At 36.1% G+C, this 12,338-nt stretch carries 13 protein-coding genes; 8 read left to right on the forward strand and 5 right to left on the reverse strand.

Annotated elements, in window-relative coordinates:
- Positions 1-86: 86 nt before the first annotated feature.
- The gene (locus tag CEF18_RS06335; RefSeq protein ID WP_110935689.1) at positions 87-2,684 is read right to left on the reverse strand and encodes a LamG-like jellyroll fold domain-containing protein; all 2,598 of its coding nucleotides are present in this window, start codon (positions 2,682-2,684) and stop codon (positions 87-89) included.
- 552 nt (positions 2,685-3,236) lie between these two features.
- Here CEF18_RS06335 and CEF18_RS06340 point away from each other — a divergent pair.
- The 3 genes from CEF18_RS06340 (at position 3,237) to CEF18_RS06350 (ending at position 4,638) form a co-directional block, all read left to right on the forward strand.
- Positions 3,237-3,416: a hypothetical protein gene (locus CEF18_RS06340; protein WP_110935690.1), complete on the forward strand. Its 180-nt coding sequence runs from the start codon at positions 3,237-3,239 to the stop codon at positions 3,414-3,416.
- Positions 3,417-3,764: 348 nt separating this feature from the next.
- Complete coding sequence (locus CEF18_RS06345; RefSeq protein ID WP_110935691.1) at positions 3,765-4,082, forward strand: PadR family transcriptional regulator; 318 nt, start codon at positions 3,765-3,767, stop codon at positions 4,080-4,082.
- The gene (locus CEF18_RS06350) at positions 4,069-4,638 is read left to right on the forward strand and encodes a DUF2812 domain-containing protein (RefSeq protein ID WP_110935692.1); all 570 of its coding nucleotides are present in this window, start codon (positions 4,069-4,071) and stop codon (positions 4,636-4,638) included. The genes CEF18_RS06345 and CEF18_RS06350 overlap by 14 nt, the downstream gene beginning before the upstream one ends.
- Before the next feature lie 621 nt (positions 4,639-5,259).
- Here CEF18_RS06350 and CEF18_RS06355 read toward each other — a convergent pair.
- On the reverse strand, positions 5,260-5,814 hold the full coding sequence (locus tag CEF18_RS06355) for a cysteine hydrolase family protein (RefSeq protein ID WP_110935693.1): 555 nt from the start codon (positions 5,812-5,814) through the stop codon (positions 5,260-5,262).
- 121 nt (positions 5,815-5,935) lie between these two features.
- Here CEF18_RS06355 and CEF18_RS06360 point away from each other — a divergent pair, with 121 nt between their 5' ends.
- Entirely contained in the window at positions 5,936-6,376 is a 441-nt protein-coding gene (locus CEF18_RS06360) for an Lrp/AsnC family transcriptional regulator (protein WP_110935694.1), read from the forward strand.
- A gap of 377 nt (positions 6,377-6,753) precedes the next feature.
- Here CEF18_RS06360 and CEF18_RS06365 read toward each other — a convergent pair whose 3' ends face one another.
- Positions 6,754-7,053, reverse strand: a complete 300-nt coding sequence (locus CEF18_RS06365) for a nucleotide pyrophosphohydrolase (protein WP_110935695.1) — start codon at positions 7,051-7,053, stop codon at positions 6,754-6,756.
- The gene (locus tag CEF18_RS06370; RefSeq protein WP_110935696.1) at positions 7,046-8,704 is read right to left on the reverse strand and encodes a DUF2075 domain-containing protein; all 1,659 of its coding nucleotides are present in this window, start codon (positions 8,702-8,704) and stop codon (positions 7,046-7,048) included. The genes CEF18_RS06365 and CEF18_RS06370 overlap by 8 nt, the downstream gene beginning before the upstream one ends.
- Positions 8,705-9,171: 467 nt before the next feature.
- Between CEF18_RS06370 and CEF18_RS26775 the strand changes: the two genes are divergently transcribed.
- From CEF18_RS26775 to CEF18_RS06380, 3 genes are all read left to right on the forward strand, one after another.
- Positions 9,172-9,294, forward strand: a complete 123-nt coding sequence (locus CEF18_RS26775; protein ID WP_259457994.1) for a hypothetical protein — start codon at positions 9,172-9,174, stop codon at positions 9,292-9,294.
- 219 nt (positions 9,295-9,513) lie between these two features.
- The gene (locus CEF18_RS06375; RefSeq protein ID WP_110935697.1) at positions 9,514-10,704 is read left to right on the forward strand and encodes a hypothetical protein; all 1,191 of its coding nucleotides are present in this window, start codon (positions 9,514-9,516) and stop codon (positions 10,702-10,704) included.
- Positions 10,697-10,876, forward strand: a complete 180-nt coding sequence (locus CEF18_RS06380; protein ID WP_110935698.1) for a hypothetical protein — start codon at positions 10,697-10,699, stop codon at positions 10,874-10,876. The genes CEF18_RS06375 and CEF18_RS06380 overlap by 8 nt, the downstream gene beginning before the upstream one ends.
- Positions 10,877-10,895: 19 nt before the next feature.
- Here the strand turns inward: CEF18_RS06380 and CEF18_RS25770 are convergent, their stop codons facing one another.
- Positions 10,896-11,057, reverse strand: a complete 162-nt coding sequence (locus CEF18_RS25770; RefSeq protein ID WP_183041211.1) for a hypothetical protein — start codon at positions 11,055-11,057, stop codon at positions 10,896-10,898.
- 652 nt (positions 11,058-11,709) lie between these two features.
- Between CEF18_RS25770 and CEF18_RS06385 the strand changes: the two genes are divergently transcribed.
- Positions 11,710-12,312 (forward strand): helix-turn-helix domain-containing protein, encoded by a 603-nt coding sequence (locus tag CEF18_RS06385; protein WP_110935699.1) that lies wholly within the window; start codon positions 11,710-11,712, stop codon positions 12,310-12,312.
- Positions 12,313-12,338 lie beyond the last annotated feature (26 nt).

Genomic DNA, 12,338 nt, shown 5'->3' on the forward strand with positions numbered 1-12,338 from the left:
AAGCAACGCTTGATTATAAAACTGTAAACGACACGATTAAATATGGCAAAAAAGAGGGTGACACAATGTGTCACCCTCTTGATTTTTTATTTTTGTGCTAATTCTACAATTTCTTCTGGTGATAGTGCACCTTCATAAACTCGTAATTCATCCATTAATCCTTTAAATGGCGTGTCCCACCAGTTAACGGCGAGACTGAAGTTTCCGTTTGTGGTTGTAAATATATTTGGGAAGTTGTTTCCATCATGTTGTAATACCCCGTCTATATAAACCTTTATATTTCCTTCATCGACAGTGAATACCACATGAGACCATTGATCTATTGGAATAGTTCTGCTGGTTGTGGAGTCAACCCATCTTTGACTACCTGACCAAACCATTGTTTGACCATTGCCATTCCCTCCTGGGAGAAGGCTTATCCAACTGCTGTCACTCCTGGCTCCAAAGAATGCAGTAGTGTATGCTGATAAACTTTCAGGCTTTAGCCATAAGGATACAGAATACGTGTGGCTGGAAATCAGCCCATCCGGTAAGCGGACACCAGAATCTCCGTTGAATACCGCAGCTTCCCCACGAACACCATCTGTATAGGTAATCATTCCTCCAGTATTATTAATTCGATTTCCTGTCATTGTACCCGTACCAAAGTTTTCTGTACTGTCTTCGAGAGTACTTTCGAAAGCATAATGAGCTGTTAAACCAGCTGGCAGATAGGCTAACACAGTTATATCAAACGTTTTTGTAATAGTTGTACCATCTTTTGTAATCGTTGCCGTAAGCGTAGCGGTGGCATCCTCTTCCCCAACTGCTGGTCGAGTTACTTCCCCTGTGTCAGTTACTACACCAGGATCAGAGGTCTCCCAGGAAATCACCGTATTTTGCGTACCCTCAGTAGGAAGTGTCAAATTAGAAATAACACTATCTAAATCCCCAAAATCTAAATCATTGACTACAGCCTCAATAACTTCCTCATCCGTTCTGTCAAGAGTTTTCGTACCCCAGACTGCTACTCCTTCGTTCGACATGGCAGTAAAGGTCATGACAGTAAGTTCCGAAGAAGTGTCGTATTGGCGCAGGAATACACCATCATACGTTTTTCCATCAATAGTTAATTCTGCCTTGTTATGTCCAGTCTTTTTCCATGTACCAGTTACATCGCCTGATACGGTATTATCTTTGTTTAATGTAACGAATACAGAATTTGTAACGGAACCGGTTATTTCTTTTCCATGATTAACAAATTTATATTCACCAACGATATCTTGTTTGTTTACCTTATCCAGTGTTTCACCAGAATAACGGAATGGAGTAGCAACCGGCCATCCTTCTTTATTCATAAAGAGTTGATGAACCCGTACTTCATGTGATTCTCCTCGATTTGGGAAACGAGTATGAAAGACAACAAATCTTTCCCCAGTTTCTTGGTCGTAGTGCACGGAATTGTGACCAGGGGCCGCATAAGTATGACCAACTCCTGATCCAGGATCACCGATTTTTCTTTCAAACAAGAAGTTACCCATAAGCTTATTCCCAAAGTCGCTATGGGCATAACTATTTACTTTATTACCGACTGTGCCATCATCCAAACTATCTGGTAAAGCAGCTGGTTCTCCAGCGGCATCTACATATGGACCAGTTGGACTTTCGGATCGGAAAACACGCATTTGATATCCGCCTGTGGCTGCTAATCCTCCATAGGTTAAATATAAGTAGTAATAATCAAGCTCATCATCGTAATAAGCATAAGGGCCTTCAATGGAATGGCCAAATCCTCCAGCAATTTGCGTTCCAAAGTAACGGTCAATTATTCTGCCGTCCTCGGTTGTACCATCTTCCCCAGGGTAGATTGGCTGACCTGTAGACTTATCAAGCTCATACATATATATACCACCGGACCATGAACCATAGGTCATCCACAGCGTTCCGTCTTCATCATAGAACATGTTCGCGTCGATGGCATTTGGATAGAGGCGAGTGTTATAAACATCGTCTGATTGAAACCACTCTGGGTTAGGCTCAGCAAAAACACCATCTTCAATAAGGCCTGAGATATTGGTGTTTTCCCATTGTTTATTGACATCACTATTGTTGTCATATGCTTCGACTTTAGTAAATCCAGAGTATACAATCGTATCCACATACTCATATGGGCCTTCAATATCTTTGGAAACCGCATAGCCGATGGCAGATCGTTGCCATGTGGAAGAGACACTGTAGTAAATCATATAAGTACCTTTCGTGCCGTCCTCATTCACATAGTCCTCATTCCAAAAAATATCCGGTGCCCAAACGCCAAACCCTCCGCGGCTGTCGGCATCGTTCTCTCCTGCCCACTCAAAGCTTCCAGAGAGGTTTTCCGATAAATCTCCATATAATGTATTGTCAGTACGGGTATAACCATTTGTAAAGTTTGTCCAATTAATCAAATCTTCAGACTTTGCAGCAGCAATATGCGTGCCAAACACATAATACATTCCATCGGCTTTTATGATGGAAGGGTCATGAACGGATGCATTCTCAAAATCCATAGAATCTCCCTGATAATCCAAATGTGGTTTATTATTATTTTCATTTGGAGGAACATTTGGTTCTCCAGATTTTCCATTAGCGGAAACTGTAAGCGGTATCATTAATAATAGAATTAAAACAATAAAGGTTATTCTTTGTGCTGAAGTTTTTCGCATTGAGATTTTCTCCTAACCAAATTGAATTTTTTGAAATCAGTAAACAATAAAAAAATGAACAACTGTGAACTTCCATATGTCTTTGGAGATTAAAACTAAATTACCTTCCCATTAACCAACCTCCTTTTTTGAAATGGTAGATTCCCTTTGTGATAAAGCGTTTACAATATAAGTTAATAAAAATGTAAATGAAATTATCACTAAGTTAATAGTAATAGAGTAGGTTTGAATAATCATGAGAATAAGCGCCTAACTTTTAACATAAGTAACATCGAATTATGTCGTTTTTTGTAACTATTGTAAACTTGTATGGTCAAATTTGACCATACAAGTTTAACATATATGTTAATAATGAATTCTAAAATCATCACTGAAGATTAGATCATACTCTTATTAAAACAATGTTATGATAGGTGGATTCAAGGTCAATTTTTGACGAGCTGGAGTTGGCGATGAGGCGGAATTGGGTAACTCTATTGCTAGTTCAGCAACTATTTATTTCCGAGAGTTTGTGTGTGTGGTTCCTGACAAAAAGGAATTACCTGTACGTATATGGATTCCGTCGGCGCCTATAACGAAAAATACGTGGAGCTTGATCATCGTGGCTTTACACTTGATTATGAAGAAGAACTTTTCACTATCTACGATGCCGATGAATACATCATTACCAAACTAGGTGATTTTAACGAAGAAATGAACAAAATGTGTGAATTAGTAGATGTTGGTGTATGAAAATAATTGATTGGATGGCAGGGAAGTATCAGGAGATATGGTCAGGGGTTGAGAGGGGATTTGGAAAAAAGAGTGTTAACGGTGGCTTCGAAATAAAGTTATCAAAAGTAGATAGCAGGATTTTTTCTTCTTAAACAAACGGGCCATTAATTGAATAAGATTACACAAAAACTCGATTTCCGTTACGTTGGGAAATCGAGTTTTTGTGATTAAATTTTTTCCTAAGTATAAAGATTTTGCTTTAATTTGCTTCGATGAGTTTTAATCATGCTGTTGACTATTCAGTTCAACTGTATTATATTATTAGACAGTTGAACTATATAGTTGAAATGAATAGAGGGTGAGAGTATGAAACATAAATTAATGCCGTTGTCTGAAACCATGCATTATATTTTACTAGCCCTGCGTGAACCACTCCATGGCTATGCCGTAATGCAGAAGATAGAAAAAATAAGTAATGGTAATGTTATTTTAGCAGCGGGTACATTATACGGTGCAATTGAAAACTTGAATAAACATGGTTGGATTGAACCTGTCGGACATTCGGGGCGGAGAAAAATTTATATGATAACTACAGAAGGAAGCGCCATTTTGAAAATGGAACAAGAAAGGCTATCGCATATTTTATCCTTGTACGGAAGGGATGATTCAAATGAAGATGTTTAACATGTTTTTTAATATTGAAACAGAAGAGCAATGGTTGAACGAGCAATTACAAAAAGGCTATCGCTGTACAAATATTAGTGGATTAGGAATATACACTTTCAAAAAAACGGACAAAAGATATGTTATGCGACTTGATTATCAAGATTATTTACCAAAGAAAAAGTTCGAGGAATACAGAGGGATATATGAAGATTTTGGTTGGATCTATATAAAGGGGTACTGGCTGGGTGGAATACGGTATTGGCAAAAAGAAGATGATGATCAAAATGAAATCTTCTCGGACCGCCAATCAAAGAGTAATTATTATAAAAGATTAATGAGTTATTCAATTGTGTTGGGCATGCTGTGTTTGGCTTTTTCTTATATGCTTTACAAGGATTCGGGATTTTCGGGATTATATTTTGAAGGTCTTTGGAGTATGAAAGGTGCATTATTTTGGAAAGCATTTTTATTTGAAACTCCATTTGTCCTTTTGAAGTTGTTTCCCGCATTCATGGTTGTTTTTTTTGGTAGCAGTTACTATAAAGCTTATCGAAAGTATTCAATGTTAAAATAAAAATAGTATGCTGTGGAGTTTAGTATAAACTTTTATATCCAAAGAAGTAATTAAGCATACAAATAAGCCAATGAAATTGTGTGAGTGTTTAACGAAGGGACAGGTTAATCCTTTAGGGAATTGATAGGAAGAAACATAGTCAATAAAATTTTATTTAGTAATGACATATTATAAGAAAAACGCGTAGCGTCTTTTGTTAAATACAGCGTGATCTTTCGCCACAATCATTTAAGTGTCAAAGGTGGGTTTCCCTTGACACGCGTGGCGTAAAGATAGCTGTCAACTTATAAATTCTTATCTTGTAAGAAAAAAGGAGTTCCACATTGGCTGGAACTCCTCTTCATATTTGCCTGAACTCTGGATCCTGGCCCCAGTGGGCTCAAGTCTAGTAATTGACGGTGGATATACAGTAGTTTAATTTGATGTTAATGAGCGACTGATGTTGGAAAACCAATCTCATCTGAAATACGAGAGTTTCTCAGTGAAAAGAAGAAAAAAGGCAATTAACCATTCTACAGACGGTTAATTGCACATTTACAAAACTCGAAGATATTACTTAGATATAAATCATACATCGGTATAAAGGACTTGTTTTTAAACAAACTCCCACTTACAATGTTTCTACAGGGAATTGTTGAGGAATTCCTCAGTTGAAATTACATTGGCATACATACCATTAAGTGCACTTACAAATGCATAATGAACCTGCTCAGCTGACAAAATCTTATCTTGATAAGATAACTCTCTTGTAGCGCATGCATCTTCAATAAGTGTAGTTTCAAAGCCTAAATCCACTGCTGCTCTAACTGTTGCATCAATACACATATGTGTCATCATACCTATAACCATTACCTTGGTTACACCTTTTTCTCTTAATTTGCTTTCTAAATCAGTCTTTAAAAAGCTGTTAGGGAAACTTTTTACGATAATGTTTTCGTGTTCTGATGGTAGAACAGATTCATGTATTTCAGCCCCCTCTGTATTCGGAAGGAAGAAACCTAACTCTGGACTACTCGCGATATGCTGCACATGAAAAATATTATCTTTGTTATTTTGTCTAAACCATTCAAGAACTTTAGCAGCATTAGCGGCTGCCTTATCAGGATTGCTTAACTCCATCTTTCCATTTGGAAAATAGTCGTTTTGTATATCGACAATGATTAATGCTGTACTCATTTTATCCACCTCATTTAAAAGTTTTTATTACAAGTATAATGATATACAATATCTTTATTTCTATCGATACTTTGATGAAACACTTTTATATCAAATCATTTCATGGTGAAAGGAATTAATAATGGAACTAGATAACATTGATTTTCAGATCCTTCGGTTACTATCGAAAAATTCACGTATTCAATGGAAAGACTTAGGTGAACAAATTCATATGACGGGACAGGCAGTAGGGAATCGTATTAAAAAACTGGAGGAAAGTGGTGTAATTAAAGCTTACTCTCTAATAGTAGATGAAATGAAATTAGGACTGACCTTTACAGCGTTTGTCATTATTTATATGAAAACAGCTAATCATGATTCGTTTATACGGTTTATTAATGATCGAAATGAGGTAGTTGAAGCTCACCGAGTATCGGGAGAAGGCTGTTACCTTTTAAAAATAAAAGTTGATTCTCAAGAACAATTGAATCTTCTTCTTAATAGATTTCTCGATCATGGAAACTATACTTTAAACCTATCAATACAAGAGATAAAACTACAGAATCCGTTGACTGCAACATGACAAAAACGTTTTTTTCTAGAAGGATAGTATTTTAAATCATTTTTGGATTGTTTAGGATACTTTTTTATCGTTGGTTGCTTTCTAAGATATGCATGATTCGAGGTGACCTAACGAGTATTACGATGCAGTTTTTGTGAGTTAGAAAACGAATGCAATATTAAGTGTTTGGGACTAATTTCAAAACTGTGAATGATATTACACCTATGAACGTCGTAGAAAAATTTACCTCAATTAACCTCAATTTTTTGCATTACATGGCAGGCTAAACGAATAAAAGACCCTTTGAAGGGTCTTTTATTCGTTTTTTCTTCGGTTGAGTGAACCATCCGAGTCACCCACCCATGCCAATGATGCACAGAACCGTCCCCCTGCTTTCATCACACTGGATACTTCAAGCCGTTCTTCTCAATTTTATCTCTAACAATCTTATCAACATTCAAGTCTAATTCACTGCACATCGTCAGGGCATAGATTAATACATCTGCAATTTCTTCCTGAATATTTTCAATGTTTTCTTCTACGGCTTGTTCACTGCTTTTCCATTGGAAATCTTCTAGTAGTTCAGCAGCTTCAATAGATAAAGAAAGAGCAAGATCTTTTGGATTGTGGTGTTGCTTCCAGTTTCGGGCTTCTCTGAACTCATCGATCTTCTTTGTAAGTGCTTCTATTTCATTCATCGGATTCTTTCCCCTTTTTCAATGATTGTAGTTTTGCGCTTAATTTTGGATCTACCGCGTAGATATAGAGGCCTCGTATGCCTCGCTTCATTAAAACATTAATCGAATTTAAAATAATATCTTCTTTGATTTGTTCGGCTTGATCAGCATCAATGTCGTTTCTCGAGGTGAAAGCACCTGTATCTTTATATTTATGGATATCAATGACGATACGATCTGTTTCGTCATCATAACTGACGGAGGGACCGAGTACAACGCCTACATAATTTAAATCAAATCCCTGTACGGTATAAATGGAGCCAACTTCATAGATTGTATGGGCTTCTTCCGCCCAGGTGATGTTATTTCCAGTGATATTCCAAGGAAGATTTACACCCTCTTCCTTTTCGTCAACATAATACTCTTTGCCATCTTTTTTATGAAGATAATCAAAAGTAGAAACGATCCTGGAAAGACCGTATTTATCATTTTTCGATTGAATAGCTTCTTTCAATTGACGACCGTTATCATATATTTTGAACTCAAATTCCTGATCCTCATTACTCGGAAGAGGAAGTATCGTTTTGGAGACAAAATGGTTAATCCAGTTTAACGTGTCAGGGCTAGCATTCATTCTAAATTGATCCGTTAACTGCATCGTTTCCGCACTGTAGTGCCTAGTGATTTCTTGAATTAAACGTTGGTTCCAATAACTTTTTAGTTTTAACACTTGTTTAGGATCAAAGATAACAATCGTTATTTTACAACGTTTGATGATTTCATCCAGATGATTTTGATAGTGGAAATTATTATAAGAATCTTCCTTGGTTAAGAGTAAATGAGCTTCATCTACCAATACAATATCTGCTTGGGTATTGGTTTTATCCATTTGATTAACAAATGGAGTGGGCTTTAGAAAATTTTTCTTTTTTAAGTTAGGCAGGCTGTTGGCAATACTTTTATATGTTTTCAACATTTCACTATGGTTCACTAACAGATAATTAGTTGTGTCTTTTAAGGCTGAACTATCCTCATTTGCATAATCTTGAATCGTATTAAATAAGGAACTCAATAGAACACTTTTCCCCGTACCAGCATCGCCTTCAACGATAAATACATGATGACCTTCATTGTTAATACTTTTCTTGCAAAAATCTAGTATTCTATTTTTTACATCAAGTTGCTGTTCTGACAGTTCTTTATATGGAGAAAGCTTGTAAATATCTTTATTCCTTAAATTTTCGACGGTTTCTTTTACTAATTTTTCTTCTCTAAGTTTATCCCATATCTCCCCAAAAATTTCTTCATTAAAATATTCTTTATGAAAATAGTTGTGCATCTGCATATTAGCCGTTTGACTGACGTTTTGCAGCTTGTATTGATTGTCAGCAATAAAATAGTTGATCAAGTTCGATTCAATATTATAAGTAGCGGACTGATTAAATTTTTCATGACCAATGACGATTGTTTCGTTATGTATATGGCGCTTAGGATCAGTTAAATGGGCATTAAGACGCCGGTTTTTATGAACGGTTTGACCAATATATGCGACTTTACGCTTTTGGTTATAAAGGACATACACCATTGGATAATTGTTTAAGTAGACTGTTTGGACCTGGTCCAGTGCTTGACGGTTAAATGATCCTTTTTCAAATATCAATTCACTATTCATAAAATTCTCCTACATTAAAACGGGATTTACTTGCATGTAAAGACTAATTAGCTATATTCTATCATAATCGAGAATTACGAGAGACATTTACCTGGAAAATTCGACCATAGTGGTTAGGAAACGATAGCAAAGCAGGTGAGAATTATAACCATGTATTATTAATGAAATCTTGTTCATCAAGGAGATAAGATCCATTTGGGGATGCTGAAGATGGTTCATTCGAAGAGCATATAATGATTATAACTTAGTTTCAAAAACTCTTTCTATTAGGAAAGAGTTTTTTCTGTCTTTGAAAATAAGACTATCCCACCTGTGCCAATGAAGCAGAGAACCGTCCCTTTGTTTCCATATATGGTATAAAGAACATTCGTTCCTACTTTATATTGATTTTTTAATCGTTTATTCATATAATAGGTACAGGTAGAGAACTAGGGGAAAGCAGCATTATTAATAGGGAGGTGAAGTCTGTGGCAAAGCACTCAGGAGGAAAATTAGGAAAAGCTGGAAAAACCTTATCTACTTCTAAATCCACAAAGCAAAAAAGTCTAGCAGCTAAGACATTAAATAAACATAAAAATAAAATGCATTAAAAAATAGTTGAAAGTTTTGTAGATAGTCAGACTTTCATCGAAGTTACAGATTTCATATTACCCTAGTTCTTGGCAACTTGCAGAATGTTGTCCAAGACATTGACTCTACGGTTGAATTTACAACCAACTCTAGGAGCGGAAGAATATAGACAATCTTTGAGTATGAAGAGAAAAAGGCTAAAACTGCTTAAATAAGGAAGGGAGAAAGGGGGCTGTTCATTGACTATAAAAAAAGGAGAGGAAGCAGAAAAAAACCTAGAAATATTGTCAGAAGATGCAAGCGAGTACTTTAGGTATCTAACAACCGCATATCGTTCTTACAGTAAGCAATTTACTCCTTTCTTTACGATTTTTGATGGGATGTGGTGCCACACAATAGAAAATTTGAGGTTGTGGGTTTTTTATTTAAAATTATTTAGTTTAGCAATTACCTTTGTTGCAGTGTACACTGTATTTGAGATTTCAGATCTATCTATTTATTTACAACTCACTATTTTTGTATTAGTTTTAACGCCTATTATACTTTACATTAGAATGTTGGCGATTGAGAGGATGACTACCCCAGGGGATGGACTTTTTCACTTAGGAACTTTCGAGAAATTCAGAAAGAGAGAGTATGAAGCTTTTTGTAGATTAATACAGAACGATTTTAATCCCTCTAGGTTCAAGGAAGATCTAAAAATACCAAAGTTAGATGAAGTTGTAATAGGTATTTTCAAGCAAATAAAAGAAGGATTAATTATCGATAAATCAGAATTAAAAGAAGAAAAAAATAAACTTCAAGATGAAGTAAACGAGTTAAAAAGGTACTTAAAAGAAAATCTAGATTATAACAAAGATATTCAAAAGGATTTAAAAGAAACACGAGATGATTTGAACCACTATAAAATGTCTTTGGAAAAAATGACAAATATGATAGATCATATTCGAAGTAGTTTTAGAGCCATAGCGGATAGTGGGTTCGATTCCTTCGCTTTGAATGGTTTGCCATCTAACTATCCTTACTTAGTATACGAGTTAAATGACAAAATGAACGAGTTTACCTTAGTAAACTACGGTGAATTAAATCCCCATGAGTTTCAAGGGAAAATTCGTATAGAAGAAATGGATAACGAAGTGGTTTTAGCTTTTAAAAATAGGGAAGAGGAATACAAAGGGAAGTCTAGTTATTTGAAGCATATTCCACTTCTAAAAGAAAGACACATTGTAGTTAAGTTGCAATTGGATCAAAAAACAATCGAATCTCTCAATGATGATTTGCATTCCGAACACAAAATGAGTAAAATTAGTATAACAACAACATTCAAACAATTCTGGATTTGTTGGTTTGTTTTTCTCACATACCAACATCTCATAGAGAACAGCTTATCTAAAAAATTGAAAGAAAAGGGAGTTGAGGAGGGTGCCTAAGTTAACCTTAAATTCATCAGCTCATATTAACAAAACACTAAAAGAATTAATGGACGAACAAAGTAGAGAAAGAGAAGCGAAGAATGAACAATCCTTATTGCGCGGGAAAACTTTAAATGAAAAGACAGAACAATTATTAAAAAAATACAATAAGGAAAAAGTGATGAGCTAAGAATTTTCTTAGCTTTTTTTTATTCCATTTTTTTATTCAGTAAGGCTGTAGTTCTTTTGTTGAGTTCTATTCCTTTCACGGTGATTCTCTCATACTTTTCATTTCTTTCTCGACTCTGAGAAGCTATTAACTCGGATAAACTAAATTTATTATAAATGGAAGTTACTTTGTTTTTCTTCATTAATATTCACGCCCCTATCATAAAATACTTTTACCGGAATTCTATACTTTATTAGTATGCTCATTATATCGGTTGATATTCCAATCAAATGTTGTTAATCGTAAAGGGGAGTAAGGACGAGGATGAATTTCATTGTAATGTAAGTTTCAATAATGAAACAATTGCTCAAACGCATATAGAAAAAATAAGACCATAGAAGAGCAAGTGTTTATTGCAAACGAGAGCTCATCCCCCTCCTTAGGAAGGTCTTTTTTCTTACATCGTAACACCGCGCGCGATCTACATAATTCAGATGGCCTCAAGACATTGAAAAGGAAGCACAGAACCGTCCCCGTGTTTCCAAGCGCCAGCTTGGTGGTTGGAGCTTGCACAGAGGAACTTTGAAATTCCCACAACGGTTGAACAATATCAGAGATTACTACCAGAGATTACTTCAGAGAATACATACAGAGATCTCTTGAGACCTCCAAGCCTTCTCCAAAAACTTGCCTGAAACGAACAAACCCCAGCCCATGAAACCCAAACCCAAAACCTTTTCAAAACCCTCATCCAAAAAAACTTTTCACATTTTTCAAAACACCTCCTCCTTTTTTATCTATCGTCTGTACATACTCAGTGAAAGACGAAAACGAGAAACAAGAGGATGATTTAAATGAGAGGATTTAAGCGATCAGTGATCAAAGAAGAACTGTTGATGCTTACAGGAGACTATAAACTAGCGATTATGCTGAACCAAATGATCTACTGGTCCCAGTGCGTCAGAGATTTTGACAAATTTATTGCCGAAGAGAAAAAGCGAAACGAGGATTACGAGTTAGAGCTCACCCATGGCTGGTTTTACAAAACGGCCAATGAACTTGCTCAAGATACACTAACCGCCATGGCACCATCGTCCATCCGTCGCTATTTAAAAAAACTTCTCGAAGCCGGATGGGTAGAAGAGCGCGGCAATCCAAAAATAAAATGGGATCGCACCAAGCAGTACCGCGTGAATCTCGTTAAAATCCAACAAGATCTAAACCGAATCGGACTGTATTTAGAAGGCTATAAAACCGATATTCCGGTTCCAGCCGAGGAACTCGACCTAGACTACCAACCGCAATCGACCGTGAACGAACAAGCTGACACAAACGAGCAAACATCCTTTTTCGAGGAAGACCAAGCACCAGAAGCAGAAGACCAAGTCGAACCCACACCCAAGAAGATTCCTTACAGCGAGATTATCGCCTATTTGAATGACAGCACCGGCAAGTAATTCCAAGCCACGGCGATGAAAACACG

Source organism: Salipaludibacillus neizhouensis (genome assembly GCF_002886185.1).
Lineage (GTDB): Bacteria > Bacillota > Bacilli > Bacillales > Salisediminibacteriaceae > Salipaludibacillus > Salipaludibacillus neizhouensis.

Excerpts from the sequence above, each read along its gene's own strand:
- CEF18_RS06385 (WP_110935699.1), top strand. The coding sequence starts at position 11,710 with ATGAGAGGATTTAAGCGATCAGTGATCAAAGAAGAACTGTTGATGCTT.
- CEF18_RS06370 (WP_110935696.1), bottom strand. The coding sequence starts at position 8,704 with ATGAATAGTGAATTGATATTTGAAAAAGGATCATTTAACCGTCAAGCA.
- CEF18_RS06350 (WP_110935692.1), top strand. The coding sequence starts at position 4,069 with ATGAAGATGTTTAACATGTTTTTTAATATTGAAACAGAAGAGCAATGG.
- CEF18_RS06335 (WP_110935689.1), bottom strand. The coding sequence starts at position 2,684 with ATGCGAAAAACTTCAGCACAAAGAATAACCTTTATTGTTTTAATTCTA.
- CEF18_RS06345 (WP_110935691.1), top strand. The coding sequence starts at position 3,765 with ATGAAACATAAATTAATGCCGTTGTCTGAAACCATGCATTATATTTTA.
- CEF18_RS06360 (WP_110935694.1), top strand. The coding sequence starts at position 5,936 with ATGGAACTAGATAACATTGATTTTCAGATCCTTCGGTTACTATCGAAA.
- CEF18_RS06365 (WP_110935695.1), bottom strand. The coding sequence starts at position 7,053 with ATGAATGAAATAGAAGCACTTACAAAGAAGATCGATGAGTTCAGAGAA.
- CEF18_RS06340 (WP_110935690.1), top strand. The coding sequence starts at position 3,237 with ATGGATTCCGTCGGCGCCTATAACGAAAAATACGTGGAGCTTGATCAT.
- CEF18_RS06355 (WP_110935693.1), bottom strand. The coding sequence starts at position 5,814 with ATGAGTACAGCATTAATCATTGTCGATATACAAAACGACTATTTTCCA.
- CEF18_RS25770 (WP_183041211.1), bottom strand. The coding sequence starts at position 11,057 with ATGAAGAAAAACAAAGTAACTTCCATTTATAATAAATTTAGTTTATCC.